General features: G+C 55.4%; 35 protein-coding genes and 2 pseudogenes. 9 read left to right on the top strand and 28 right to left on the bottom strand.

The genetic code is table 11. From position 1 onward, the window contains the following. Positions 1 to 83: 83 nt before the first annotated feature. The 14 genes from M2397_RS02880 to M2397_RS02815 all read right to left on the bottom strand — a co-directional run bounded on the left by M2397_RS02880 (position 84) and on the right by M2397_RS02815 (position 9,071). Complete coding sequence (locus tag M2397_RS02880) at positions 84 to 656, bottom strand: phage tail assembly protein (RefSeq protein ID WP_145335108.1); 573 nt, start codon at positions 654 to 656, stop codon at positions 84 to 86. A 51-nt stretch (positions 657 to 707) separates the two neighbouring features. Next, positions 708 to 1,214, bottom strand: coding sequence for a phage major tail tube protein (locus M2397_RS02875; RefSeq protein ID WP_145335110.1), 507 nt, complete (start codon positions 1,212 to 1,214; stop codon positions 708 to 710). Then, entirely contained in the window at positions 1,214 to 2,380 is a 1,167-nt protein-coding gene (locus M2397_RS02870; RefSeq protein ID WP_259242276.1) for a phage tail protein, read from the bottom strand. The genes M2397_RS02875 and M2397_RS02870 overlap by 1 nt, the downstream gene beginning before the upstream one ends. Positions 2,381 to 2,382: 2 nt before the next feature. Continuing rightward, positions 2,383 to 2,574: a hypothetical protein gene (locus M2397_RS02865; protein ID WP_259242275.1), complete on the bottom strand. Its 192-nt coding sequence runs from the start codon at positions 2,572 to 2,574 to the stop codon at positions 2,383 to 2,385. A gap of 84 nt (positions 2,575 to 2,658) precedes the next feature. Beyond that, on the bottom strand, positions 2,659 to 2,895 hold the full coding sequence (locus M2397_RS02860; protein WP_131697358.1) for a tail fiber assembly protein: 237 nt from the start codon (positions 2,893 to 2,895) through the stop codon (positions 2,659 to 2,661). A gap of 9 nt (positions 2,896 to 2,904) precedes the next feature. Then, positions 2,905 to 3,657, bottom strand: coding sequence for a hypothetical protein (locus M2397_RS02855; protein WP_145335114.1), 753 nt, complete (start codon positions 3,655 to 3,657; stop codon positions 2,905 to 2,907). Between the two features lie 67 nt (positions 3,658 to 3,724). Continuing rightward, the gene (locus tag M2397_RS02850) at positions 3,725 to 4,267 is read right to left on the bottom strand and encodes a hypothetical protein (protein WP_259242274.1); all 543 of its coding nucleotides are present in this window, start codon (positions 4,265 to 4,267) and stop codon (positions 3,725 to 3,727) included. After that, positions 4,264 to 4,902 carry a phage tail protein I gene (locus tag M2397_RS02845; protein WP_259242273.1) on the bottom strand — a complete coding sequence of 213 codons (639 nt, stop codon included), beginning with the start codon at positions 4,900 to 4,902 and terminating at the stop codon, positions 4,264 to 4,266. The genes M2397_RS02850 and M2397_RS02845 overlap by 4 nt, the downstream gene beginning before the upstream one ends. Then, a complete protein-coding gene (locus M2397_RS02840) occupies positions 4,899 to 5,894 on the bottom strand; it encodes a baseplate J/gp47 family protein (RefSeq protein ID WP_145335116.1) in 996 nt (331 codons plus the stop codon). Before M2397_RS02840 ends, M2397_RS02845 begins: the two co-directional genes overlap by 4 nt. Beyond that, positions 5,891 to 6,223, bottom strand: coding sequence for a phage baseplate protein (locus M2397_RS02835; RefSeq protein ID WP_099601229.1), 333 nt, complete (start codon positions 6,221 to 6,223; stop codon positions 5,891 to 5,893). Before M2397_RS02835 ends, M2397_RS02840 begins: the two co-directional genes overlap by 4 nt. Positions 6,224 to 6,232: 9 nt before the next feature. Continuing rightward, positions 6,233 to 6,844: a phage baseplate assembly protein V gene (locus M2397_RS02830; protein ID WP_259242272.1), complete on the bottom strand. Its 612-nt coding sequence runs from the start codon at positions 6,842 to 6,844 to the stop codon at positions 6,233 to 6,235. Positions 6,845 to 6,847: 3 nt separating this feature from the next. After that, positions 6,848 to 7,363, bottom strand: a complete 516-nt coding sequence (locus M2397_RS02825) for a hypothetical protein (protein ID WP_259242271.1) — start codon at positions 7,361 to 7,363, stop codon at positions 6,848 to 6,850. Between the two features lie 20 nt (positions 7,364 to 7,383). Beyond that, positions 7,384 to 7,728: a phage holin family protein gene (locus tag M2397_RS02820; protein WP_131697366.1), complete on the bottom strand. Its 345-nt coding sequence runs from the start codon at positions 7,726 to 7,728 to the stop codon at positions 7,384 to 7,386. Between the two features lie 599 nt (positions 7,729 to 8,327). Further along, complete coding sequence (locus M2397_RS02815; RefSeq protein WP_178116720.1) at positions 8,328 to 9,071, bottom strand: XRE family transcriptional regulator; 744 nt, start codon at positions 9,069 to 9,071, stop codon at positions 8,328 to 8,330. A gap of 176 nt (positions 9,072 to 9,247) precedes the next feature. Here M2397_RS02815 and M2397_RS02810 point away from each other — a divergent pair, with 176 nt between their 5' ends. Beyond that, entirely contained in the window at positions 9,248 to 9,469 is a 222-nt protein-coding gene (locus M2397_RS02810; RefSeq protein ID WP_145335648.1) for a hypothetical protein, read from the top strand. 491 nt (positions 9,470 to 9,960) lie between these two features. Next, entirely contained in the window at positions 9,961 to 10,350 is a 390-nt protein-coding gene (locus M2397_RS02805) for a hypothetical protein (protein ID WP_259242270.1), read from the top strand. Here M2397_RS02805 and M2397_RS02800 read toward each other — a convergent pair. Together M2397_RS02800 and M2397_RS02795 are read right to left on the bottom strand one after the other, a co-directional pair. After that, positions 10,340 to 10,420 (bottom strand): annotated as a pseudogene (locus M2397_RS02800) (lysis protein); the annotation flags it as partial. The gene M2397_RS02805 and the pseudogene M2397_RS02800 sit on opposite strands and share 11 nt — an antisense overlap. A 40-nt stretch (positions 10,421 to 10,460) precedes the next feature. Next, a complete protein-coding gene (locus M2397_RS02795; protein WP_259242269.1) occupies positions 10,461 to 10,967 on the bottom strand; it encodes a DUF4224 domain-containing protein in 507 nt (168 codons plus the stop codon). Between the two features lie 170 nt (positions 10,968 to 11,137). Between M2397_RS02795 and M2397_RS02790 the strand changes: the two genes are divergently transcribed. The 4 genes from M2397_RS02790 to M2397_RS02775 are packed head-to-tail and all read left to right on the top strand — an operon-like array spanning position 11,138 to position 12,982. Beyond that, positions 11,138 to 11,437: a hypothetical protein gene (locus tag M2397_RS02790; RefSeq protein ID WP_259242268.1), complete on the top strand. Its 300-nt coding sequence runs from the start codon at positions 11,138 to 11,140 to the stop codon at positions 11,435 to 11,437. A gap of 2 nt (positions 11,438 to 11,439) precedes the next feature. Next, positions 11,440 to 11,679 carry a hypothetical protein gene (locus M2397_RS02785; protein ID WP_259242267.1) on the top strand — a complete coding sequence of 80 codons (240 nt, stop codon included), beginning with the start codon at positions 11,440 to 11,442 and terminating at the stop codon, positions 11,677 to 11,679. 37 nt (positions 11,680 to 11,716) lie between these two features. Further along, positions 11,717 to 12,490 carry a hypothetical protein gene (locus M2397_RS02780; protein WP_259242266.1) on the top strand — a complete coding sequence of 258 codons (774 nt, stop codon included), beginning with the start codon at positions 11,717 to 11,719 and terminating at the stop codon, positions 12,488 to 12,490. Further along, positions 12,491 to 12,982, top strand: a complete 492-nt coding sequence (locus M2397_RS02775) for a nuclease (RefSeq protein ID WP_252117249.1) — start codon at positions 12,491 to 12,493, stop codon at positions 12,980 to 12,982. Between the two features lie 88 nt (positions 12,983 to 13,070). Here M2397_RS02775 and M2397_RS02770 read toward each other — a convergent pair whose 3' ends face one another. Further along, the gene (locus M2397_RS02770; protein ID WP_259242264.1) at positions 13,071 to 13,775 is read right to left on the bottom strand and encodes a hypothetical protein; all 705 of its coding nucleotides are present in this window, start codon (positions 13,773 to 13,775) and stop codon (positions 13,071 to 13,073) included. A gap of 223 nt (positions 13,776 to 13,998) precedes the next feature. On the opposite strand from M2397_RS02770, the gene M2397_RS02765 reads away from it, so the two are divergent. Together M2397_RS02765 and M2397_RS02760 are read left to right on the top strand one after the other, a co-directional pair. After that, on the top strand, positions 13,999 to 14,217 hold the full coding sequence (locus tag M2397_RS02765; RefSeq protein ID WP_259242263.1) for a hypothetical protein: 219 nt from the start codon (positions 13,999 to 14,001) through the stop codon (positions 14,215 to 14,217). Positions 14,218 to 15,079: 862 nt separating this feature from the next. Next, positions 15,080 to 15,283 (top strand): AlpA family transcriptional regulator, encoded by a 204-nt coding sequence (locus tag M2397_RS02760; protein ID WP_259242262.1) that lies wholly within the window; start codon positions 15,080 to 15,082, stop codon positions 15,281 to 15,283. Positions 15,284 to 15,301: 18 nt separating this feature from the next. Here the strand turns inward: M2397_RS02760 and M2397_RS02755 are convergent. Then, a pseudogene (locus tag M2397_RS02755) lies at positions 15,302 to 15,625 on the bottom strand (hypothetical protein); the annotation flags it as partial. Positions 15,626 to 16,548: 923 nt separating this feature from the next. On the opposite strand from M2397_RS02755, the gene M2397_RS02750 reads away from it, so the two are divergent. Next, positions 16,549 to 17,652 (top strand): acyltransferase, encoded by a 1,104-nt coding sequence (locus M2397_RS02750; RefSeq protein ID WP_259242261.1) that lies wholly within the window; start codon positions 16,549 to 16,551, stop codon positions 17,650 to 17,652. 19 nt (positions 17,653 to 17,671) lie between these two features. Here M2397_RS02750 and M2397_RS02745 read toward each other — a convergent pair whose 3' ends face one another. The 10 genes from M2397_RS02745 to M2397_RS02700 form a co-directional block, all read right to left on the bottom strand. Continuing rightward, complete coding sequence (locus tag M2397_RS02745) at positions 17,672 to 18,205, bottom strand: glycoside hydrolase family 19 protein (RefSeq protein WP_259242260.1); 534 nt, start codon at positions 18,203 to 18,205, stop codon at positions 17,672 to 17,674. Between the two features lies 1 nt (position 18,206). After that, positions 18,207 to 18,788, bottom strand: coding sequence for a hypothetical protein (locus M2397_RS02740; protein WP_259242259.1), 582 nt, complete (start codon positions 18,786 to 18,788; stop codon positions 18,207 to 18,209). 52 nt (positions 18,789 to 18,840) lie between these two features. Then, positions 18,841 to 19,248 carry a tail fiber assembly protein gene (locus M2397_RS02735; protein WP_259242258.1) on the bottom strand — a complete coding sequence of 136 codons (408 nt, stop codon included), beginning with the start codon at positions 19,246 to 19,248 and terminating at the stop codon, positions 18,841 to 18,843. Between the two features lie 3 nt (positions 19,249 to 19,251). Next, a complete protein-coding gene (locus M2397_RS02730) occupies positions 19,252 to 20,286 on the bottom strand; it encodes a gp53-like domain-containing protein (RefSeq protein WP_259242257.1) in 1,035 nt (344 codons plus the stop codon). A gap of 3 nt (positions 20,287 to 20,289) precedes the next feature. Beyond that, entirely contained in the window at positions 20,290 to 20,880 is a 591-nt protein-coding gene (locus M2397_RS02725) for a YmfQ family protein (RefSeq protein WP_259242256.1), read from the bottom strand. Between the two features lie 9 nt (positions 20,881 to 20,889). Beyond that, entirely contained in the window at positions 20,890 to 21,804 is a 915-nt protein-coding gene (locus tag M2397_RS02720; protein ID WP_259242255.1) for a baseplate J/gp47 family protein, read from the bottom strand. 143 nt (positions 21,805 to 21,947) lie between these two features. After that, positions 21,948 to 22,415 (bottom strand): phage GP46 family protein, encoded by a 468-nt coding sequence (locus M2397_RS02715; protein ID WP_221461876.1) that lies wholly within the window; start codon positions 22,413 to 22,415, stop codon positions 21,948 to 21,950. Next, the gene (locus tag M2397_RS02710; RefSeq protein WP_259242254.1) at positions 22,415 to 22,948 is read right to left on the bottom strand and encodes a phage baseplate assembly protein V; all 534 of its coding nucleotides are present in this window, start codon (positions 22,946 to 22,948) and stop codon (positions 22,415 to 22,417) included. The genes M2397_RS02715 and M2397_RS02710 overlap by 1 nt, the downstream gene beginning before the upstream one ends. Then, positions 22,941 to 24,059, bottom strand: a complete 1,119-nt coding sequence (locus M2397_RS02705; RefSeq protein ID WP_259242253.1) for a phage baseplate assembly protein — start codon at positions 24,057 to 24,059, stop codon at positions 22,941 to 22,943. The genes M2397_RS02710 and M2397_RS02705 overlap by 8 nt, the downstream gene beginning before the upstream one ends. Then, positions 24,052 to 25,302: a DNA circularization protein gene (locus M2397_RS02700; RefSeq protein WP_259242252.1), complete on the bottom strand. Its 1,251-nt coding sequence runs from the start codon at positions 25,300 to 25,302 to the stop codon at positions 24,052 to 24,054. The genes M2397_RS02705 and M2397_RS02700 overlap by 8 nt, the downstream gene beginning before the upstream one ends. Positions 25,303 to 25,314 lie beyond the last annotated feature (12 nt).

Raw genomic sequence — 25,314 nt, 5'->3', positions numbered from 1 at the left:
GTAGCGGCGCAATGCTTTGCCGGCGTCCCAGTCAAGGATCTCAGCCTCATTGACCGAATAAATCAGCGGCACCACATCGAGGATTACTTCGATGTCGCGCTCCGAAAGAAGTCCGCCGGTTTGTTTAAAAAATCGTCGATGTGCCCTTGCAGTTCGGTCCAGTCGGGCACGGTCAGGTTGGCGAGGTCGGGGATCATCAAGCCGGTGCAATGGGCGGTAATGAACTCGGCGCGCTCTTTGTTGGTGACGAGTTTTTTCATTACCTTGGTGGCACGCAGAGCGGGCATTTCCAAGGGCAGTTCAGTGAGCGTCCGACCGGCCGCGTCGAGAGGCAGCAACAATTGGACGGGCTGGTCGTGGGTTGCCGTCGCTTGCTCATCCAGAAAAAACGACGCAGGACGCGTCGACATCTCGTGTACGTATTGGGCGATGCTGACGTAGTCCGGGCGCTTGAGTTGGTCGAGCTCTTTTTCCGACAGGCCGGTGGCGAGTTTCGCCAGTTCGAAGAACTGGTCGTCCTCGTCGTCACCGGCCCGGGCCAGCGCTTCTTTTTGCGCGGCGTAGTACAGCGGTTTGAGTTGAACCTGCTGGATCGGCGCGCCTGTGTCGGCGGTGATCGGGGACAGCAGGCTATGCAGCGGAGGCATCCAGGCCATGGAGCAATTCCTTGGTTAAGTATGGGGGCGAGCACGCCCGCCCCCCGGGGGTTACGGCATCAGCACGGCGCGGCGCGCATCGCCGAGAATGTCGACACCGTTGAGCACGAATTTCTGAGTGCGCACGTCGATGTCGATCACCGGAATGCCGTTTTCCAAGCGGTTGTAGGTGCGGCAGGACAGCTCCAGGGTGGTGGTGGGTTTCTCGCCCATCTTCAGCGCGGCCTCGCCCAGGGACTTCAGCTTGCCGCCGACGGTGTGGTAGGTGAAATACGTCCTGCCGTCCTGGTCCTGGCCGGCTTCACGCACGTTCAGCAGGATGTCCTCGCCCAAGGTTACGCCCAGGGCTAGCATGATTTCCGGACCCGCGCCTTGCAGTTCCAAAGTGGCATTCAGCACCTTGGCGCTCTTGGCCATTTCTTCGCCGATAAAGCGTCCGCCGGTCATCGACTCCATGTCGAAATCGATCTTCGGCGGTGTGAACGAGTTGACCGTCGCGGACAACGGCAGGCCTTGAAGGGTGGCCGCAATGGCCTGTCTGACTCGGTTGGTAAACATTAGAGAACGTCCTCCAGGAACTGCTCGATGATTTCATCGCGGGCGTTGAGTTGATAAATCATGTGTTCGTTCGGCGCATAGCGGCCGTAATCGATGACGATGAACCAGGTGCCGTTCTTGTACTTCTCGACACTGTTGAGTTCCGGGTGCAGGTACACGCTGCCGCCGGGAATGGTTTCGTCGGCGACCAGGGTTTGCAGCCAGTCGTTGATGCGCTTGACCTCCTGGTCCATGAAGGACTTGGTGAGGTTCTTGGCCATGGCCTTTTGACCCGCCTTGACCAGCTTGCGGCTGATGGCGTCTTCCAGGCCGACGTAGCTGATGAACTTGCCGGTGATGGAGCGGTTACCCAGCAGCGAAAAACCGCCGAGGATGGTGCGGGCGTAGTAGCTCACGCCGTAACGGTTGAGCAGGTCGCCTTCGGTGGAGGTGTCGAGGATGTTGTACTCGACCACGCGGGAAACGTCCTCGGCGAACGTCACCTGATTACCCGGGCTTTCCCATTGCTTGACCTTGGCCAGCGCAGCGATCGCCAGGGACGACGGCGCAAGGAACACGTTTTTCTTCGCCGCCTTGGAGTACACCGACGGCATGTTGTGCACCAGCAGGCAACGGTCGAAACCGAGGTCGGCACCGCCCAGTTCGCCGCTGTAGGTCACCTGATCGGCGACACTTGCGTCCTTGCCATCCAGCACTACCCGGGCCTTGATGCGCCTGCCGAAGGCAGCGAACTCACCGGCCACGGCCTTGGTGCCGGTGAAGCCTGGAGCGCCGATGATGGTCAGGTCTTCCGGCACGCTGGCCAGTGCGGCCAGGCCCAGCTTGCGACCGGTGACCGGCTCGTTGCCGCCGATTACATTGTTGATAGTGTCCGCCGGGGTGGCGCCCTCTTCCACGATCACCACGTAGACTGGAACCTTGACCACTTTGAGGATCTGGTAGACCGCGTGGAACAGCGTGCCAGTCTCCGCACCAGTAGGGTCCAGCAGCGCCTGGGTGGTGAAACTGTTGATTCGGAACGGCGCGTTTTTCGGGATCGACGCATGGGCATTCGGCGCGGTGCCGACCAGGCCGATCACGTTGTCGCCGAGGCCACCCATGGCCTCGGGGGATTCGGTGGCATTCACAGTGATGCCGTTGTGCTCGAAGTTCAGAACCTCAGCCATGGTTAGTCAGCCTTCTTAGTAGTGGCCTTTTTGGCCGGGGTGACATTGAAGACGCTGGTCAGTTCCAGGCGGCCAGCGGTGCGCAGGGCGGATGCTTCCACGTCCAGCAGTTCCAGTTCCTCGCCGACGGTGGACCAGTGGCCACCTCCGGTTGGGAATGGGATGAGGACGGTGTAGGTTTGGCGGGTGGGCATGAGTGGAATTCTCCGAGTGGAAAACGCCAAAGCCCCTGCGGGAGGGGCTTTGGGGAGGCGAAAAAAAACCGCTTTCGCGGAGGGTTACTTTAGGAACTCCGGTTTAGGAGGCCATACAACGGCATCAGGATCGCTCCCTTGATCTGGAATATCTCGCAGGCCCTGACGGTACGCCAAGAACACAGCTTTATTTTTATCCAACATTGGATAGTCGGGCATCGCCGCATAATCACTGGCAGACAAATCCTGATCACGAGCACTACGAATGACTTGCCACTTAATGAGTGGGTGAAGTTCGGCAGGCACAAAAATTGGTTTCATAGTCTCTCCTTAGCTCAACGCCAACATAGTTCCCCAGTCGCCTGGACTGGTAACAACACCTGTGCACGCGCCTGCCAACATCACTTCGACAATGCCGGAAGCAGAAGTCCGCATTGGATGAAGGTGGTAATAGGCGCCAAACAGTTCACTGGGCGCAACCACCGTCGAGCACCAGCGCCACTTGCCTTTTTCTGCACCGACACTCCAAGCGCCAGTAATTGAACCCTCCAAGACACGGACGAAAGCGCCCAATGTAATATAGGAGTTGAGTGGAACCGCGCCCGTTCCATTAGCAAGCGCCGTATCAACCGTATAAGGGAAAGCGAGCCAAGGAGCAGCGTCGGCGGTTGCCCACTTCAATTGCCACACGTTTACAATAGTTCGAAAGTACTCACTGGCTCTGATATTGAAGCCGGGGAATTGTTCGCGCACGTCTGCCTGGACCTGCAGCAGAAAATCCACATCTGCCTGCGGACGACCTGTAGCTTGAGAGGCAGTGGTGATTGAACGAAGCTTGTTACATGCCACCTCGCCATGAATCCCCCAGTTATCGATCAACTTTCCATCGGCGCTGGGGTACAAATTGAAATTTTTAGTCACCGCAAGCCTGGGCAAACGGCTTTTCAAATCTAAAAGCTGTGCATCGTAGGCGCGCCGAGCATCCGCAATCGCCTTATCAATCTCACCGACCTTTCCAGTGATTACATTGGTAAGACTATTCGCCGCACTGACGACGGCAGCCAGCTGCTGTTCTGTACTCAAAATACGATCTCCTTATCTGTTTTGATCACTCAGAAAAACTTAATTAACCACTACAAAAAATTCACTGCTAAAAAGTACTACCCTTACGCTCAAGTACCATTACTCGAAATAAGAGCCCGACCCCTCTGGCCATATTGTCGACACTCGCGGCAGAGAGAGCCGCCAACTCATCGACCAACAACACATTAAGATTTTCACTCCCTACCACAATTGTCACGCTATCCGCCGGCAACGGCGAAACATCCAACGTAAACTTTTGCAGTACCCGAGCTGCCGCCGCTTTATACGTCAGCAACTTCCCCGCCACGGAATACACCGCCAGCAAAGTCCCACTGGCGAGGTAAAAACCAAACTCGCCAATTTCATACTCAGCCTCGCCATCAAACAGCGCGGCCATCCTGAGTTGGCGGTCGCCCAGGTCTTCGTAATCCACAATGGCGGCCCGCTGGCGCTCATCGCGCAAGGCCAGCTCTGTGCCCTCAGGGTTGTAGCGGCCGGTACCGGCGCCGATGTGCGTGATTTCGCCTTTCAAACCCTGGTTTTTGGCCTGCAGCACTTCATCCAAACCCTTGGAGGTGAAGCGCACCAGGCGCGTAATGTCATCTGTCATGGCTGCGCCCTAAGGTCGTAGTCGTTAATGGTGTAGTGCTGGGCGACGCCTGCACTGTTTAGTCGAGCAACCAATGCCAATTCAGGTAGTGCACCTCGCAGGCTTAACTCGCTGTCGCTGAACGGGGCGTGAACAAACGCGGTCAAGGCAAGTCGACCTTGCGTCTCATGCACTACGGTGATCGTGGCTCGATCCCGCTCACTCTGAGCCGCATTGATACGGCGAATCAGCCGATTGTGATCACCACTGGACCAACTGCGCCCGATGATCGCCTGCACATCAAAGGTGTAAGGCACGCCCAATGGCCGCTGCTGATACCAGGCGCTGATGTTGGGGGTGAAACCCAGCGATTCCACCGCGTGGTTCAACGATTTTGGTGTGCCCGCCTGGCGCTGAATCTGCCAGGACAAGGCCACGGTGAGACGTTTTTCGGTCTCGCTGGCGTCTGCATCCCATTCGCTGACGCCACGGTCGGCGGCCAAGTAAGGAAGAAATTCGGTGGGCGTCTGCAGCGGATTCATCAAGGCAGGAAAAGGTGGTACAACCCGCTCCAGCAACGTCCCAAACCCCAAATCCAAGGCCTTTTCCAGTGGTGAGCTGTTGGCGGGCAACAAACTCGCTTTGGGTTCACTCATAGCGTGCGCACCTCCACCTCGACGCCCGTGCAATATGGGGCCTGGAATGCCGTGCTGATGATCGGCGCCAGCGGCTCGAGGATCTGCAGTTGCGCGGCGCCAGCGCTGTGGATCGCATAGTCGATCCAACTTGGGTCCACACGGCCTTCCAGGCGATGGCAGGACTCTGCGTAGTCTTGCAGCAGTTTCTGCGCAGCGACTTGAGTGAGTCCGGAATCCGGACCGGCGTTGATCTTCGCGATCACGCGGATTTTGTAAGGCAGGATTTGCGCAGCTTGCACGCTGACCAGATCGGTCTCTGGTCGTACATCCGGCCGTGCGAAATGTCGGCGAACACCGTCAAGCAAATTGGCGGAAGGTGCTCCGTCGCCGTCCCTGGAAAGCACGGTCACCATCACTTCGCCGGGCGCGGTTCGTCGACCGTTGCCGTCCTTGACCTGGGCGGCGTAGCCGTCCGGATCGAAGGTGTAGCTGACAGTCACCACGCCTGGCGTGGCGCTTTGCACCTTGACCGACGGCCGCTCGCCAAGGGTGAAGACTTCGCGGCGATACTGCATACGCGAACCCGCCGCCGGCGCATGGGGTGCCAGGTAATAACGCAGCCGCGCGTCGTCATCGCTCTCCAATGTCGGCGGTACAGGCGGGAAAGCCGCCGGATCACCGGGGTCGAGCACTTGGCGCTCCAGGCCCATATCGGCCAGGCGTGCATCCAGGTTACTGCCGGTGGCCCACCACGCCAGCATCTGCTTGATGCGGGCGTTGTACTTGCGTTCGTGGGTTTGCAGGCGCACGCAAAAAGCTTCCAGGGCCAGGGTCAGCAGCTCGCTTTCGTTGTCGAGGCTGACCTTGAGTTTGGCCGCGCTTTGCGGCGCGCGGGTGGCGACGTAATCGACGACAAACGCCTTGAATTCCGCCAGCAGCGGTTCGAATTCATCGACCGCGATAATCGCCGGCTCCGCCAGTTGGTTCTGGCCTGGGATCAGCATGCTCATGTCACGACCTCGAAGGATTGTTGGCGGTTTTTCCAGGTGCCGGCAAAACGCAGCAATAAACCGGCGCCCTGGCGGGTGGCGACGATGACCTGGGGTTGAAAGTCGGCAATGCCGTTCTGGGTGTTATAGAAGGCTTGCGCGGCATGGCTTTGAGCAAGGATCAGCAGGTCGTCGCCGAGGTTCTGGCCGAGCAGTTGCGGGATCATCGAGCCGTACATCGGGCGCTTCTGACGAGTGCCTAAGGGGGTGGTCAGCGCTCGGGTGGCACGCTGTACGAATTGCAGCCAGTCATCGACGGCTGCCCCCGTGTTCCTATCGATTCCGATCATGGCAACTCCTTATGCGCGGCTGATCACGCGCCCCTGGTGATCCACCACCGGGCCGCTCAAATGCACGCCGGCGGCATCCAGCGAGAGGCCGGTGGCGCCGAGTTGCAGGGTGATGCTCTGGGCACTCATGGTCAGGCTGGCAGCGCCGACCTTGATGTCGACCTGTTCGCGAGAACCGCTGAACGTGGTTGGGCCGTTAATCCAGTTGAAGGTGTGGCTGGCGTCGTCGTAGTCGCTTTGGGTGCCATCCTGATGGCGCCGCCGGGTCAGCGAGGCCACGCTGGACACCGGTGGAAACAGACTACTGTTCAGTCCGAACAGTGCCACAGACTGCGTGCCCCCTTCCCCACCGCCGTAGTTGAGCAGCAGGCATTGTTCGCCCACCGATGGAATACGGGTTTCGGTCTGCGCACCGGCACTGGGGTTGAAGAATCGAATCGCCGGGGTAAGCAACTCACCATGGCTGACCTTGCAGGTATTGCTGGCAGCGTCGACCTCCTGGCACACGCCAATGCGGCAGAAACTTTCCGCGCGTCGATACAAGTCTTCGAGCTGGGCTTCCATTTCCGCCAGGCGCTCGACAATCGGCCCCAGTTGCATGCGTAACAATGCGTCGAACATGGACTACTCCTGCAGGGGCCGATATTGATCCGGATCGTCGATGTCCGAGACTTCCCAGGTGCGGGCAAACAGCGGCGTACCTGTGGGATCTTGGAGCAACGACGGGCCGAGATAGAGGGTTTGGGTGAAGGAAACGACCCAGGTGTCGTAGTCCGTTTCGGCACTGGAAAATCCGGAAGGCGCCGCAACGATGGACGTGGGTAAATCGCACTGATCCGGCGGCAGGCCCCAGCGGTTATCCAGGGCCAGGTCCATCAATTGGCTGGCCAGGTCGCACGCGTCAAAGGGTGCCGCGCCGCTGGCGACCGTAGCCTTGAGTGAAACCGACAAAACATGCGCCTTGCGCCCTTCAGGGGAACGAACCCCGGGACCGTTACGCTCCATGCTGATCAGCACGCCGGTGTGATCCCCGGCGCCGGCAAAGTCCTGGTGGTTGCCTACCTGTAATTGTGGGAAGGCACGCTTCAGCGCGTCCTCAATCGCTACAGGCAGTTGGGATGGTTTTTCGATATGTGTCATCAGTTGCGTCCTTGCAGCAGTTACTGCTGATCCGGTCGGGACGTCGGCGCTTCGTTGACCCCGATGCGCTTGGCCGCCCAGCGTTCATAAAGGCCGATGGCGACGTCTGCGCCGGCCATGGCGGTCAGGCAGCCAATGGCGCCGGCGGTCCAGATCGACATGCCGGCGGCGTAGCACAGCATCAATGCCGAGACCCCGCAGACCATGCATGCCCCGGACCGTAGGGCCAGGCGCCGGACCAGCGACCAACCGCGGGCGCCCTCCTTGTCGGCGCGCCACATTTCGCCGGATACGCCGCCGATCAGGGCCAGTGCGATCACCAGCCAGATAGGCATTTCCGCTAACGCTTGCTGCTCGTTTGTCATGTCACGCCTCCTGGCTGAGCAATGCCGGCGAAGGGCCGGCTTTCGGGTAAATCCATTTATAGGTAGGCATTCCAAAAAGCCCGGTTGCCCGGGCTTTTCAGTAATGCGGTCCAGCTTCGATCTTTCGGCGCTACTGGCGCGGTACGGATCTTTCCTCAATGTTTTTCCGACCACGATCCCTGTCTGCCGGATAACTGCTTCTGGTGCTTTACGCTGCACACCCGGGTCAGTTGCCAACCCTCTGAACCGTTAAGGCCGGTTCATCGCTGCCTGTTCTTGCAAAGCTGTGAAACTAAAGAGCGTCGGCATCCTTGCCGGTGTTGCCTGGCATCCCTGCCATCGCTCTGATGGCGTCCTTGCCGATGTTGCGTGCCTTCCTTGTCTTCCTTGGCAGCATCCTTGCCGCCTCCACCAGGCCTTGTTGGCTGGCTTGAGATGAAGAATATGCATGTATGCATATACAGTCAATGCACAAATGCATTTATTTTCGACATACTCATGCATGGATGCATTTCCGACCTTACGGGTAAAGGGTTTGACGATTTTCTAGAGACGAAAAAAAGCCCGCTCGATGGCGGGCTTTCTCTTACACAAGAAGGTTAACGGGCGTACATCCCCCACCAGAACACATGGCCAAGGATGCTGATCTGCTCATCCTGAATATCCTGGAAGCTGTAGTCCTCATCCGGGTGTTCATCGCGATTGAAACTACGCAGGCGAATCCCGGAAGGCAGGCGATAGAGCTGTTTCACCCGCAACTGGCCGTTGTGATTGATGGCATACAAGTCGCCATCGACGATGTCGCCGATGCCACTTTTGCCAGCATTCACGCCGACCGTCGCGCCGTCGCGCAGTACCGGCAACATACTGTTGCCGCGCACCGTCACACACTTGGCCTGGTCGAACTGCACACCGTTATGCCGCAGGCTGCGCTTTCCAAAACGCAGGCTGGCCTTCTCGCTTTCCTCGATGACGAATCTTCCTGATCCAGCAGCCAATTCAACCTCGCGCAGAAAGGGGATCGACACCTCGTCATCATTAACTGGGGTGTCGTCGTCCCACAGGCTTATATCCTTGAGTTCCGAATGCATCGGGTCGCGCCCGTCATCGCGCAAAGCCCCCACTGCTGCGCGCCCGCGCAGTTGGTCGGTGCTGACGCGGAAGTACTCGGCGATGCGCGAGATGTGTTTATCCGACGGATCAACGATCTTGCCGCTGAGGATCCGGGACAACGTGGATTGAGGCACGCCAGTACGCCGGTGAAGCTCCGTAGGGGAGATCCGGTCGCGGTCCAGCAGCTCTCTCAAGACGATAGAAACGTTGCGTTTTTGCATAGCGGGGATAGTGAAGGGAGTTTTCGAGGTTGGCAAATGCTAATTTGCATAATCCATGCATTAATAATGCACTTGCCATGCCTGCGTCGCCTTCAACCTTGCGTGCTAACCTTGCCGCCATCACAAAACATGCCGGGCCAAGAGCCCCCTTTAGCCCATTTGAAGCGGTATGCGGAAAACCAAGAATGACCCAATGGCGAAATCAGAGCTTCTGGGGCAAGGCATGGATCTATGCTCTGCTGGCACTCTTCATGATAATTTCCGATGGCTCAGATCTTAGCTCGCTGGGCGACGGGGGCTCATCCAATCGCAAGCGCGTCTTCAGCCCGGGATTTATTGTGCTATGCGTTTTCGTCGCAGTGATTGAATTGACAGCGCTGAACCATTTTTATGGGGCAAACGCATGAGTCAGGCGCTGTAGTACAACGTTAAAGCCGCCCCAATCAAGTAAGGCTGCTCGGCCCCTGCAACGAAGCCTTGCGCATTTAAATTAATGCACCACCCCCTTTGCGTTTTACCTATCCGCTTGCGACCTGCGAAGGGCCGACCTCGCGTGTTAACCTTGCGGCCATTGCAAAATCAGCAGGGCCGAGCGCCCCACCTTTGCCCCACTCCTTTCAACGAATTTGCCTATTATCCAATGAGTAAAAACACGTCCGATCTGTCCTCTCACACCCCGATGATGCAGCAGTATGGGCTTAAGAGGTGCGCAGGCCTTGCGGTGCGTACCTTTCAGCGACGCTATGTCTAAAACTCTACCGTCATTTATGAGGCTTTACGCCCAATGATTGCGCAGTGGGTTGAGGTAGTTTTAGACAGCAAATCCCCCGTTACCGATCTTGATTGGCGTGTGGCATGATAGCTTTTTGACTACATTCAAAGCAGGGAGAGCCGCACAATGCTTACTGACCAGCAGATCGATGACGCAATAAAAGCAGCGCCACATTCACCAGGCGAGAGCCGACTGCATGAACACCGTGACTGCGTGCGCTTTGCTTATGAATGGCTTGATGCACAAACAAAAACTAAGGGCTTGCAAAAAAAGCCATATGACTTAAAGCATCTGATTCAGCGGTGGGCTGGCCGGTATGTCTCCAGTTCCGACGTAGAGGTCGCTGCGCACCTGCATCCTGACATTCGCGGCCAATATCCTTATTTTAATATCAGCTCAAAACTCACAAGCCCATCAATAAGCCGAATATCGAATCTCGGCGAAACATACACCCAGACCAAAGGCGAACATCACGACTTGGCTAGATACTCTCGAACCGAGAAAGTCAGCGCGTAATAGCCCTGACGTAAGCCTGGCACGCCCGCAGTGCGATCACGGCGTTATCCCCGTCGTCGGTGATGGCGATTCTTGAGCTGGTCCTCAATAGGTCTGTCGCTGTGAGCGGATCAGACCAATTGATAAATAATTTCTTTCTTTCCTTGAGTTGCTTTCTTTCTGTGAGCCGGCTTCTTGCTTGGACTATTTACGGGCTCGAAAAATGGTGACCAGTGACCTTCAAGGAAAGCCTCATAACGCTTCATGCTGTACATCACTCGCCCATCGACCTTTCTCCAGATATCCGCGGGGATTGCTCCGGTATAACGCCTTCCTTCTAGGGATCGCCGTGTCACACCCAATAGCTCGGCCATCATGCTTTCGGTGACCTTGTCCCAGTTGTCTGTTATCTCGACGAGGCTGGGCGTAGGCTCTAGAGGTAGTTGATTATCAGGGTCAGCGATACCAACCTTGTCGAGGAGTGTTTGCCGAACGACTTTGGGCACGCCGTCACCACCTAGAATGAATGGGAACCCATTTGCGCGCAGCCATCGAGCCTGGATAGCCGAGTGCTTACTAGCAGTAAGCTCCGCAAGGTCTTGAGAGCTGATAAACATCGATTCCAAATGACCAGCCATAAGTATCGTTCCTCCATCGCTAGCGGCCCCAAGGCGTTTGGAGTGGTGCTTACCAGCGCGACTATTTCGGGCATAGTACTCTGTGCCCCTGGTTTTGCAGGCGCTACAGTAATTTTATGGATCATAGATCGGTCATGCCGCATTGCATGGTCAGCTGACAGGAGGCCAGCGTGGAAAAGCTCACAGATTCCGTCACAAAGCGCATAGGTATTGTTCTGTTGCTCGTCGGCATGATTATCCTATCGATTGGTCTTTACGATATGGGTGGGCGCTACCTGAGCTCATCGCGCTTTTTCGAACGCTGGCTAGACGTGATCTGTTGGAATAAGTACCGCATTAGGGAATATCCTGCGGTCTTTTATGGAAGCTACCTGGTGATAATTGGGATTTTCTTGTCAGTCCTGTATGACAGGGTAACCGGCCGGCTCGTGCAGTGGATTTTGACTGGCCGAGCTAAACGGGATTCCTGACGATGCCTCTCACCAAACCCAACCAGCAACTGCGCCGCGACCTGAAAGAGGCTGCAGCACTGCTCAAATGGGCGGGCGTGGACTTGTATGTCGTCTCCAAGCGAATGATGGCTGCTGGCGACGAGCAAGGCGCCATGGAGCTGATGAAGATCGCAATGAGCTTTCAGTTGACCGAGGACAATCTGGCGGGTTATGCGGATGAGGTGAAGGCGGGCCAAATAACACGTGCCCGCCAGGTGTAGATGGAGCAAAATCGGATTTGTAAGATATTCGCCATGGATGAAACGCCTGGATCAAACCTATAATCGACTCATGAAAAAGCTCAATACCTACACACTCAGGATTAAGGGTTCTCACCCGAACAAGCTCCCGCTTGATCGGCTGGCACTCTATTTGGCCGAATTGGCCAAACTCATGGGTGAGAAAGAGCTTGTCCACTTGGACAGGGTTGCCGTCGGAAGCGCAGCCCTACGTGCATGGGCTGAGCCTGAAGCCGCTCCAGCCGTATCTGAACGTGTATCGTTAGCTGTAAGTAACAGCGATGATGCCGACCAAGAAGCCACCAAGGCATTATCAAGAATCAACGAACTGCTAAGTCAGGACGGTAAAAAAGGCGAGCTTAAGAATCCGTCAGGAGCTGTGATTTACCCTTTTCCTGGTAACCAAAAGATCAGGCCCGATAAAGAGCTCGTCATTGATCAGGAAAGTACAGTCACCGGCCGTGTAATCAAAATCGGCGGGCGCGACGACACCATTCCCCTGCTGCTTAAAGACTCAGACGGCACGGAATATCGCTGCACAGTGAAAGGCGAAGATCTCGCCAGGGAAATATCCTCGCACTACCTAGGAGACCCCATCGAGGTCACCGGGAAGGGAAGATGGCGGCGCACGCATGAAGGGCGATGGATTCTTGAGAATCTGATCGTTACCGCTTGGACAGCGCTCTCAACGGATTGGGATGCTGCATATGATCTCATGGGCAAACTAGCTTCCGGCTGGAGAGATGTTGCTGATATTGAAGAGCGATGCGCTGAAATAAGAAAGGGGCATTAATTGGTAATCTGGGACACCAACATCCTCGCGCTTTACTTCAGCAACAGACTTTCTCCAGATGATCACCTCAGAGTTAAAGGTTTGGTCGCTGAGCTAGCGCGTAAACGTGAAGCTATCGGAATCCCTGCTCAGGTTTGGGCTGAATTCCTAGAGGCGGCCACCGAAAACGAGGCCGCCCAAAGTATTGCCCTATTCAAGACAAATGCCTTCAAGCTTTTGAGCTACGACATGCGCGCCGCGATAGAAACATCGCAGGTCGCTAGACGCGGGCAAGCAGCCAGAAAAGCCAGTACAACAAAAGACCGCGGGCGCCAGGCGGTTAAAGTTGACTGGCAGATTATTGCTATAGCTATCGTGAACAATGCTCGATTGGTTCTTACCAATGATCAGCCGATGCTCACCGAGTGCGGAAGGCATAATGTAAAAGGCTTAGCGATAAGCGATCTTGATATACCTGACGGATTACGCCAGCACCCAATACCTTTTGAGTAATCAAGCCCGGCCCAGCGCCGGGCTTCTTGTTTACGGTGTGCGCCGACTACGCCATGTAGTAAAACGCACACACTAAAAATCAGGAAAATTATTTTTTACCACTTGATACTGGCTTTAACTTCTCGCCGGAATATCTCTCAGCAATTATAAATGGTGTAAGTACTGTATCCGGCTCAAAAACCCTAGCTTTGATAGCACCTACCGCAAGTAGTGAGTTCTGGAGCGTAGCATCACTAATATCAGCTAATGTTGGTAGCGCTACACTTAGCTTTTGAGAGTCCATTCCAATCTTCAAAACGGTAATTCTTCCAGATAGAAGACCTGCTTTAGCCGCTGCCGAAATTGCAAAAAGGCTGCCTAGATCAATATTCGCTTTAGCAGTCTTCACATCTGCAATAATCCTAACACCGACTCCAACCCTAGTCATACGTTTATTACTTCCCATACTATCTGTATATTTTGCATAATCCATAATAACTTGGTATGTACCAGCACTTGCAGACATTTTCGCAGAAGCAAAACCTGCGCTAGTCTCACTGTCAATCTTTAGAACAGAGATCGTTTGCATTTCCAAGGGAAGTCGTTTGTTAACCTCCGAATTCGAAAGCTCTCTCCAAAAAATCCTTTTCACGCCTTTTGATCCAGTCTCTTCAATCCACTCTGAGCTTTCCGGAGACACCGATACAAAATCTGGAGGCTGGACGCTTCTGTCCGCATCGCTGTCATTATCAACCTTTGTAGCGCACCCGCTTAAAAAAACCGCAAAAACCGCTAGAGCAATTTTCACATTCATGGTTTTCTCCATAGCTTGCTAATTATATGAGGTTGCCAACTTACCGCTCAGTCAGAATAGACGCGATTTTTTGAATATTTGAAAACCGTTAGAATCTTTCTGAAATAATAGAGCCGTCGGTCAAATGTTTTTTGTCTGAGCTCCTCAATCCGCGCTTTCTAACAACACCCAATTCTGAAACTCACTGCTATCCTTTATCGCTTCCTAGAAAGGAATCGACATAATGAAAGCTGACGAATACTCTCTTCCCGACACCCTGGAACGAATCTACCAGAACCAGCTTTCCCTCGAGGCTGCACTGATGGAGCTGACGCTGCTCGTCGAAAGCCAAGGTAACGCCGAGGCCGGTGATAACGTACGTGGAGCCCTGCACACCATTGGTGAGAACGCCGGACATATCAAACAGGGCTTGGCACGGCTGAGGCAAAAGCCTGGTGCATAGTAAAAAAATAGAGGACGTTATGAACGAGGAATCTGAGGTAATTTACGTTGCAGATCTGGCGAGAATCCTGGGCCGAACTGAGGTATCAGTTAGAGAGGGAATTCGCCGCCAAGCTTCTTGGTTGCCCAAGGGCTTCAGAATGGGGGTCAAGCATTGCTGGCTAAGAGCAGATGTGATGCAGTTCCTACTCGATTATAGGGATGGCAAGATCCAGACCAAGCCCACAAGGGTTGGCAGGAAACGGCAGGTGCCGCCCACCTTGAAAAGTATCGGCCGTTGATCGGCTGGCCATCTCGTCCACCAAGGTGATGCTAGGATTTAACTCTGACGCGACCTCTTTCCAAATACCCGACATGGCGCTCGCTGCGCACATCGACGAGGTCGCGCCTCACCTTTGGATACGGAGCGAATGAGCAAACTTACAATCCAGCCACGATTTCTAAGAGCTCATCAAGCACCTGGTTATCTGGGAATGTGCCGGGATGTCTTTAACAAGACCGTGCGACCCTATGTACATGAATTTCCGATAGGTAAGCAGGGCGTTGGCTTCGACCGCATAGAGCTCGACCAATGGGCAGATACGCACATCGCAGCGTATTCGGTCCACAAGAGAACAAATACAGAATCCCCGCCGCCTCCAATCGACAATCAGCAATCAAAGCGCAAAAAGCGGGGCCCAATTACGACCGATTTGAACGAAAGCGTATCCGCCCATAGGCAGCAAACCTCAGACGAATTCTATAGAGTGCTGGAAAGCATTCGGGGTAAGCCTGCGGCAAAGAATGATCGCAAGTGTATGCCTGCGAAAAAATAAAGATCGTTTATTACCGACTACTGTCGTCTACCTCGGTGGAGACAAAACATGACCATGACACATACCATTGATCGATTCCTTCGTCTCGCCGAGGTGCTACACGTCACTGGTCTGGGTCGCAATACGATATATCGAAGGATCAGAGAAGGAACCTTCCCCAGACAAACCCGAATCGGCGCTAATTCAGTTGCTTGGCGGCAATCAGAAATAGATAAATGGATGCTGGCCCCCTTACCGTTGACGGATGTGTAGGCCGGCGCGACCACCTGTTCAGGGAAACCCAGCGGCTGCTGATGGAGCGGAAGCGGGAACAACAGTCCTTACATATGCCTGGCACGCCCGCAGAGCAATCAGTCCTTGGTCACCGTCACCGGTGATGGCGAGAATTCGTTGAGCATGCGCCGGGTCAAGTTGGGCTCGACGGGCTGCATGAACCACGCCGCCGGCGCCGGTGGAGGCAGGCACGTTGCAGCCTCTGGTTGGATCCTCGGCGAGAAGGACTGACAGCCGGACACCATCGGTAGCAAGACGGTCACGCAGGAGAGCCTGGTTGCGCTGGGCATCGGATGATTCCTTGATGTGTTGTTGGTTCTTAGACAGCAAACCACCCTCCCCGGCATCCTGCCGATGAACACAAACTCAGGACATCTTCGGCCCAGATCGCGGTCTACGCCCTGATTGAATCCCAATAAGACCACATAGTGCGTAAGGCTAACTCCGTCTGATATCATGACGGAATGATGACACGCACTACAGATTGTGCACCGAGATAAATAAAACGAAGGGAACGTCGTATGTACATAATCGGGCTTATCCTTTCTTTCAAAATAGCGCTTCTAATCTCAATTTTTCTTGTAGCGGCGAAATTGTGTAAGGAAGCCAAATCTTTTAGAGAATGCGGATTGACTGACTCCCATATAAAGAGATTTTATAAGGAAAATTTGGCCTCATCCTCTTCGACAGTGGGCCAACTCACCTTTATCCTTGGCTCATTGCTCTCTTTGATTTCCATGGCAACGATCTGGGTTGTTGATTGACTCTTAACGCTGAGGAACGAGTGCCATGACGTATGCCTGGCAAGCTCGTAGCGCGTTAATCCTTGGGCGCCGGGGTCGGCAGGCACGTTGCAGCCACTGGCTGAATCCTAGGGGAGGACTGACAACCGCAGATCAGAAGTGGCAAGGCTTCCGCAGAGGCTGCGCTCGCAAAAGCACTTGAGCGAATATCAGCCATTAACGATCAGGCGCCCTATAATTTTAGCTTTCGCCCCATTGATCTTATTATCGGCCAGCGTGATCACCTGCTAATTGAGAATCAGCGGCTACTGATGTGGTTGGCCGCGCGCGGGGGCCCAGAGCGCTAGCGTGTGGCGTCCATTCCGCATTCAAGTCGAAGACCCGCATCCCCCCAAAAAAACGTTACCGTGGCCGCCGCAGTCACGAATCTGTATTCTGGCCGGCTGCCGGTTGGGTCTCCTAATCAGCAATGGACGAGCATGAAAAGGACGATCCTAAAAAATGATTTCAGAAAATAAAATTCAATATGTATCCATTCAGATTGTAAGAGGCATAGCTGCCTTACTAATCGTCTTATTTCACTCGCATATCGCTGTAGATATGATGCCTGGCGATCATAAGGTCAACATACCATTTGCGTATAGTCGCGGTCATTGGGCTGTTTACCTGTTTTTTGTCGTCAGCGGATTCATCATCACTCACGTCACATCTGGCGAAAAATTCAAAATCCGTCCGTTCCTAGCGAAGCGGATTATCAGGATATACCCAATATGGTGGCTGTCATTTATATTTGCCCTGATGGGTCTGTACATCTTCAACGTTTCTTTTGCATATGGCACTCCATTTGATATGGAGTCGTACATAAAGTCGTTCTTATTGCTTCCAAGCGTCGTAAAACCAATAAACTCGGTGGGATGGACTTTAATTTACGAGGTTCTGTTCTATCTGGTTTCAGCTCTTGTGCTGATTCGATACAACCACAAAATTCTCATGCTAACTATTCTTTCGCTATTTGGTATCGGAGCAATCCTGTATTCAATTTCTCCGAGTCATACGTGGCTCGTAAACCCGCTTGGGCACCACCTCTTTTCACAGTTTCAGCTTCTGTTTGCCACTGGAATAGCCCTATACCTCTATCAAGACAAACTTTCCTGGATTCACCCGGCAATGGCGCTAATCCTTTCCATGGCAACTTTGGCAAGTGTCATTTATGCGCCTTCGGCAGCTTTAGGTAATGGAGAGCTTTATTTCGTAGTATTTGGTGTTTCGCTAGCATCTAGCTTACTGATAGTTTCCCTATTAAACAGCGAAAAACGGGGCTGGCTACGAAGCCAAAACAAGGCTATTGCAAACCCGGTTTCCATCATGAACGCGATCGGTAACTGCTCATTCAGCCTGTATTTGTTCCACTGGGGGATTTTTACAATCGTGGGTTCTAAGGCAACACAGGCATATCTAGGCCTGCCAGCATGGAGTGTGGAGCTCTGGCGATTCGGATGGATAGCCGTTTCGATTGCCATAGCCCTGCTCATGTACCGATTCTTTGAATCCCCTATTTCTCGTCACGGCGGACGAATTATCCGTAACAGCCGCCTATTCTCGTAGACTTTGAGCAAAATCGGGTTCATGCCAGCACGTTTTTTGCCCGCGCCCACAATTGCAGGCGATCTTCCAGGCCATTGAGTCCACCGTTAATGCGGCGGGTGATCTTCGTGAACTCACCCTGATCCGCCAGCGTGTTCAGGCCTTTCATAGACCAGAACCAAGCCGCCGACATCGCGGCGTACTGCGGCTGCTCCAGCAGTGCGGGTTGATTGACCAGGTCCAAGCCCAGCGCTTCACCGCACGCCCCGTAGTTCGCCCGGCCGGTGATCTGGATTAGGCCCCGGCCTCTGTACTTGGAGCCATCGCCCGGCACAGTGTTCCCCAGGTCGGCACGACCCTCGTAGCCGGCCTGTTGCGCGGTGGGGCCCCAGATCTCGCGCACGTAGCGCAACTGGCCCGACTCATGACCGACCTGGGCGATGAACGCAGCCATCCGAAGCTTGGTGTTGATCTGGTACCGGTCCATGGCCAGGTTAAGCGCAGATACAAAAACGCCGGCATTGCGGCCGGCGTTTGGGGTGATCTGCAGCAGTTGCTGTTCGGTGATAGGCATATCAGATCGCCTTGTAGAAGTTGATTTTCGTGGTCATTCCTACAGGCTCGCCGTCGGTTCCTGCATCGTCCGGCTGCACCTTGAAGCCCAGGCGGATCACGAAGGCTCGGGTGTCACTCCATTGATGAACGAGGTAGAAACCATACCAGTGCTTGCCGCCATTCTCGGTGGTCACGAACTGCCAGCCAGCCTCGCCAGGGTGATCCCGAACGGTGTAGTCGCCGATATGAGTGACCGTGCTGCCCTTGATCGGCGCCTGCCACAGCTTGACGAACCGCATGTTGTTGACCGGGTTACGCACCGCAGCCCACCACCACATCGCCATGAACGAATCAACCTTCCAGCCGAATGGCGTGTTCTCAGCCCACCATCCGCGTCGATCACCCTGAAGGCCATCATAGTCATTCCCGAACAGCCAGGCCCAGCGCGGCAAATTCACGATAGGCCGACCGTCACTTTTGCTGAAGTCGTCAACCCGAAAGGGAATAGCGATTGCCACAATAAACAGCCCGATCAGGTCTGTGACGATATTGCAGGCGAGCAGAAACACCCACTGGAATATGGCCTTGGCTACATTGAGCATGGTTTTCTCCAGGCGATAAAAAACCCGCCGAGGCGGGCTGTGCTGTTTGCGCTTACTGCGATACAGGAGGTTCCGGCCAGTCCGGGCTGTCTACCGTGAGATCAACAAGCTTGAGCGCCCTGTAATACGCTTGCCAAGCCTTGGCAATAACCGTCTCATCATCCGTTGCATCGCCAAGCTGTAATGAGACCAGCACTGGAGCCATCTTGCTGGATGCGTCATAAAGCAGATTTGCCTGCTGAATAAGGTTTCTTGTCCTGATTTGTTCAGGAGTCGGTGGCGGTGGATCAGACGCCATAGGCAACCCATCCGGACCTTTTACGATAATCTTCCCCTCATCAGATTGTGCACGGATCAACAGCATTCTAAGCTCGCTCGTAATCTCTACGGCGTCTTCGGGGATGACATTAATCATATCATCGTAAAAACCCAAAGTTATGTACGAATAGAAAATAGCCATGTGCTAGAACCCTATAGAAAACCAAGAAATAAACTGAGATGCTGAACCAGTAGTAACGTTTACATCGTTTGTAATTACAATTTGCGAGTTTGATAGAGCGTTAGCGTATGCAGAGTAGTTCCCGTTAGTTGTGGCAGCGTTCATGTTTATTGTTGCAAGAGAAGCCAGTACAGCGGACGGAAACACAACGGGATAATTAATCGTTGCGCTGCCCTCTGATGCCACCGACATTCTACCCCACTGAAATATAAGGCCTCCTAACCAAGAAGGAAGAATCAAATATCCATTTGTTGAAAAGATATAAGAGACGCCGAACTTGAGTTTTTTGGGTGTTACGATGGTTGCGTCGTCAGTCCCAGAGTTAACGGCGGATTGGGTAGCTACTTTCGCAAACCCGAACAGTGCTTCAGTTGCCGCAGTAACGCCGGACGTCGCCCAAGCAATAAGCTTCTGTGGTGTTATCGCCGTTGTGTCATTCGAGCCTGCATTTGTTTGCGGCTGAGAGGCAACTCTTAACGCCCCAAGATTCGACTCAGTAGCCTGACCAACTGAAGAAATTGGTGCGAGCAGCACAAGATCCGTGCCGTCGTACATCACGTCGGAAACTTGATCGGCAAAGAATGTCGCCGCAATTTTTGCGCCGATGGCATCGTACTGCTTGAGATTCTTGGCACCCTTGCCGGATACGTTCAACGTGGGGTTAAGACCAGAATTCACAGGGAACTTCACCGTGAAGCGCTGATTCGTGGCGTATGCGGATATCGCTGGAGATGGTGTCAGCGTCAGCACCGTGGCGGTGCCAGCCGCGGAGAACGCCGTGGCCTTCTGAGCCTGGAGTAGTTTGTAGAGTGCCTGCAGGAGTTGGTCCTGGGTGCCTTTTACAGGCGTGACGCCTCCGGCAGACAGGACACTCATCACCTCCTCCTGGACATCATTCAGCCAGTCGTCCGTTACAACTGTCGCCTGAATGCCTCCAACCGGATCCCCCTCGGTGAATTTTTTATCGACTGTAGCCCCAGGGCCGTCAATTCTGTGCATGCGTCATTCTCCGTAGGCGAATAGCGCAATCGTATGCGCCGGTTTCAATTGATTAATTTTGCATTCGAGGGTGTCGTTCCCCCATGTGCGCAGCCTCTCGCCGGCCGCCGAAACCCCGGCACGGAACGAAATGACCGATGTTTCAGGAGCACGGATCAACCAGGTGAAAACCCAGTCGCCGTTGGTGAGCGCGTCGCCTGCGCGCGAGAAGCCGGCCCGGAAAGGCCGATACTCTTCAATGGTTACCGTGTAACCGAGTGCGCCTGCCAGTTCGATGAAGTAGCCCGCCGACTGCCCGCCAGTGCTGGATAGTTTCGCCAGCAGGGCGTTCTTTCGGCCTTGCAGCGTTTCTTCCAAAACACCCGAGCATTTATCAGGAAGGCCTGCGACCCTCTCCCAGTCGCTCAGCATCTCGCTGGTGGTGGATGGGTTGGCCTCCATTGGAAGCGCTTCGCCCCGGCCGTCTACCCGGGCCAGTTCAATTGACATGCCATCAAGCAGGCTGTGGAGCGTGGTTCCAGATTCTCGCGGGAAAGCTTGTCCAGGAGGCAGCAGCGTTTTCAGCTGCTCCAGGTAGTCGGCAGCTGTTGGCATTACGCCTCCTTAAAAGCTGGAGAAGGTTATGGTGCCGGGCACTGCCATGTGTCCGGTGGCGTGCGCAACGTCCGCAGTTGGGGCCGTAATCTGGTTGTCCGCTTCGCCTGCAGCAATAGAAACAGCCTCCCGCAGTCGGCTGATCAATGTCGGACTGCCCGGTTTCGAGTCGCGGACAATCAGGTCGGCTACTTCTGCTCGGACTGCAGCCTGGACAGCCGCCGTGTTTGGCGACAGCTTCACCGCCATATTGAGCGGATCCGCCACAGGAGCCGCGACGAACACTTCGGCGGTCACCGGGGCCCGCGCATCAATGTAGGCCTGAACCTCTGCGACCTTCGCCGCGTCCGGGATGATGTCGGCCTCACCATCACAGACGAACAAGACCGTTACAGTCCCGGCGCCCATCTGAAGTGGGTAAGGCCATACGCGGGTAACGCCTGGCACCTCAAGAGCCCAAAGCTCATAGTCTGAGGCTGCACCGCCATGTGGCGGATGCCTGATACGCTTTAGCAGCCGACTGAGCAATTGCTCGTCCGTCTCAACATCAAGACCGCCATCAATGTCCGTGGCCGCAGATCCGGTCGATTGAACACCGGCCACGGGTGAAAACAGAAACAGTGGCGTTCCGGCCGGCGCATCGCCAGCGGCACCAGCCTCTACGGCGACAACAGTCGGCTGGAGCGTGATATCAGTGAACACCGCATCAGCCAGGACGCGGTACTGCACACCATCTTGCCGCTGTAGGATTGTCCCGGCCGGAAGCGGCGAGCCGATTGCGCCGGCAAGCAGCGCGGCGCCGGTCGAATAATCAGCGGCCTTGCGAAAGACTTTCCAGATCGCTGCCCAACGCTCAAGGTATTCCTTCTCGGCGGTGTCGATGATCGCCTGCTTGGCCGCCCACTCAAGGAAGCCGTAGAGCATGTGCACTGCGCCAGCCTCAGATCGGGCGAGGATACCCAACAGCGAACGGCGTAGCACCGCGCTTTGGACGCCAGTCACGCGGCCGCTGATGTCGGTGGTAACCCGGTCAATGAGCTCAGGCAAGGTTGGTCTAGCAAATGGCATCAGGCAGCCCTCTTGCCGGCCTGGGCCGACCATTCATAGTTGTATCGGTAGCGAACGGCCTGGCCGGTCGGCCGATAGATGTCGATAACGAGCAGCATCACGCCGCGCGAGTGATATGAAGCGGCGACCTCGATCGTCGTGGCCACCATGTCATCAATCATCCAGGCCAAGGCGTCACGGCAATACTGCTCAGCGCGGCTCAGCGTTTGGGGCAGCTCTTTCTCCCTGGCCAGTAGCCAGAGCAGCGAGCCCGTCTGGTCGGTCGCCGAGACATTTGTGAGATCACCCCAGTAACCGCGCAAATCGTCCTGCTCATATTCGGGCGGGATCTGCTCAGCACTGGCGCGGCGATCGGTGAATAGGCTGATGATCACGGCAGTTTCAAGGCCGTCATCGCGCTCGAGGTCGAAACCAAAAAGCACCAGGTCACCGCCAAACTCGGTCATTACCATTGCGGCGTCAGCCATTAAATGGGCGCTCCCGTGTTCGCAGGTCCAGACAACACGCCGCCATGCTGGTGAGTGCTGCCGATGTTCTTACCGTTGTTTGTAACGGTGCCGGTGGAATCAATATTCCCCTGGATTTTTACGTTACCGACCATCTCAATCTCTCCGATCATCTTGATGGTCGGGGCTTGAACCTCCGCATGCTGAACGGCAGTGACCTTAACCATGTCGCGCAGCAGCTCAACCTTGTTGCCAAGGTCGTCGTACATCGCGACCTCGCCAGCCTTCAGGGTGATGCGATAGCGCCGGTCATCAACAGCGAGAACAATCCCCTGCTCGCGGTTGCCACCAATGAAGGCCACCGCTACGTCTCCACCTTTTGCGTGGCTGGTGAAGCCGTAGTTCTGCATGTGTTCGATATCGTCTCGCAACTCGTCCTTGAGCAACTCCACCTGCAACTGCTGCCGTCCGTTCGTGTCGGTGACGCGGCGCACAACACCTCGGGCAAACATCATCATCACGCGGTTGCTGAGATCGCGAATTGGGTTACCCATCTTTTTTGTCCTCTTCCCCGATGGCTTCCGCCCAAATATTCCGACCGCCCTTTTTCCCAGATTTGCCCTTCTTCGAATCGGGAGGCTCCGGCGAAAAGGCTTGCGGGCTGACGATGTCGAGCTTGGTAGTGGTACCGCCCTCCCCCCGCTCGTAGGTGGCCTGCCGAATAATCATTTGCCCATCCATACGCAACCATGGCGACCTGACCTGCACCAGCATTCCTGGCTCCCAGATTGCCCCCCCCGGGCTTTGCCGCCAGCCCTGGACGGTTATGGAAGCGGAAGCTGATTTTCCCAGCCGGCTGTTGGCCTCCCAGGTAGCTCGCTCTTGGGCGCTGCCGTTCGATCCACCGGACTCAGCGACGATCAGCATCGGTCGATAACGCCTGACTCCGCTGTCGCTTGCCCCGCCCTCGACGTGCGCCTCAGTACCTCCATCACTGTTTGGGTTGTATCCGGCCTGCCCTTTAACCAGGTAATTGCGGAACCGCTGACTGTGATCGATGCTACCGGTGGCACTGAGGATGTTTTCACCCTGAATCAGTCCGACGTCGGCCCGCTTGTTACCCGCGCGGGTGATTAGTAGGCCGCCGGCGCCATCCGTCGTAAGCAATAGGCGTCTCTGCTTGGCGTAACGCTCAATTGCCTCGAACGCTGTTTCGCCCTGCTGCAACTTGCAGACGGTGAATGGAGTGCCCACCGGGACATCAGCCGAAACGCCGACGCCGAATGGCTGGGCCAAGACCTGAGCGAAGCGCAGTAGGTCAATGTTCTTCCACTCGTCCGGTGTGTGCACGGCACTACAGTCGATCAGGTCCGATGTCCGGTCGCGCCCTTGGATATTGATGGTGTGGTCATTCGCACTGAACGAAGGCTTGAAGATGTCGACATAGCCAACCACCATCGTTATTCCGCCGAGACGGACCTCGCACTTATCGCCAGGGAGGATGGGCCAGGGTTCTACTTGAGCGCCCCTGCCCTCCTGCCCTTCCCAGCGCTCCGTAAGGGTCACAGTGAACGCGCCAGAGGAAGCATCAACGGCACGCGTTACTCCAACCTGGGTCCACCCCGCGTAATTCATGCCGTTGACCAGCAGTTCAAGGTCATCCATTTGCAAGAACCTCAAGCTGTTGGCCGCCGATCAGGAAGCCTGGGCGGCGCGGGTCGTTGCGCAACACGATATCCTCGGCCCTGCTGGCGTCACCGTAGAGCTGATATGCAACAAGGAGAGACGGCAGCGTCTGCTTGGGCGAGAATGTCGCGAGTCGGGGCAAGTCCTGTTCAGGGTCAGGAACGGCCTGAACTACGGCGGTCCTTAAATCGGTAACCGCGACGTACACCAGGTCGTTACTGGTCGACTCGCTCTCTTCGTCCAACCTGTCGGAAAGCTCAGTGCGCACCGCAACGGCCGCCTCGTAGCTATCGTATTTAGTCGGCTCGGAGGTTGTTTTCGTCCCGCCGTTGGAAACATCCTCAGTTGCCTGCGTGACCACTGCGGCGACAGCTGCCTCAGAAATGGCGACCTGACGAACGAGCGCGGAAACAGCGCCGGTGTTCCTCACGACCTGCTGACGGCTCGGCGTAGCAGAAGAGGATGTACCGTCGGAGCTTGGGAAATACTGGCTGTAAAGACTCATAAGCATTCCGAAGGCGCTGCCGCCGAAGGCTGACCGGATGCTGCTGATAGCGTCAACGACCTGGCCAGCGAACTCGAGCGGGGCTTGGATCAGATTGAACGCATCAGAGCCGATGCCTTTGACCTTGTCGTAGTAGTCGGATACTGCCTGTATGTCGCTTGAAACGATGAACTCAGGCGAGCTCAAAAAATCGCTCAACCCTTTTATCTGCGTAGCGGCCGCCTCGGCTACGAACGACGGGTAACCCTTGGTGAGGAAGTCGGCAACGAAGTTTTCCTTGCTGGCCTCGGTGACCTCGCCCGCCTTTGCGCTGATCGCATTGACGCTGTCGACCTTGGCAGACGGATAAGACGCCTCGCCGGCCTCGAGGAAAGTCATCGAGATCGTGCATTTACCCCCCTCGTCCGACGACTCGCTAACGGTGAGGCCGCGGCAGACTACAGTCAGCTCGCCCCGGTACGGGTGAACCAACACACCAGGGCCCGCTTGTTCGCAGACCTTTATCAACTCTTCCCGGGCTACATCGTATTCCTTGCCCAGCAGGTAGCCGGTGATACCGAACTCACGCGACTTACGGCCAAGGTCTTCTGTATAGGGAATATCGCGCTGTGCCGCCTCGTGTACCGCCTGGCGCCGGCCGTGACTGCTGTCTGCCGTAGCCACAAAAAAGCCAACGCCGCGAAAAGTCGCGGCGCGGTAGTTGTCTCTCCAAGCCATGGGGAGCTCCGG

It is taken from the genome of Pseudomonas sp. BIGb0381 (genome assembly GCF_024809815.1).
Classification (GTDB): Bacteria; Pseudomonadota; Gammaproteobacteria; order Pseudomonadales; family Pseudomonadaceae; genus Aquipseudomonas.
The sequence above is the reverse complement of the archived record's forward strand: the minus strand, read 5'-3'. Positions and strand labels throughout refer to the sequence as shown.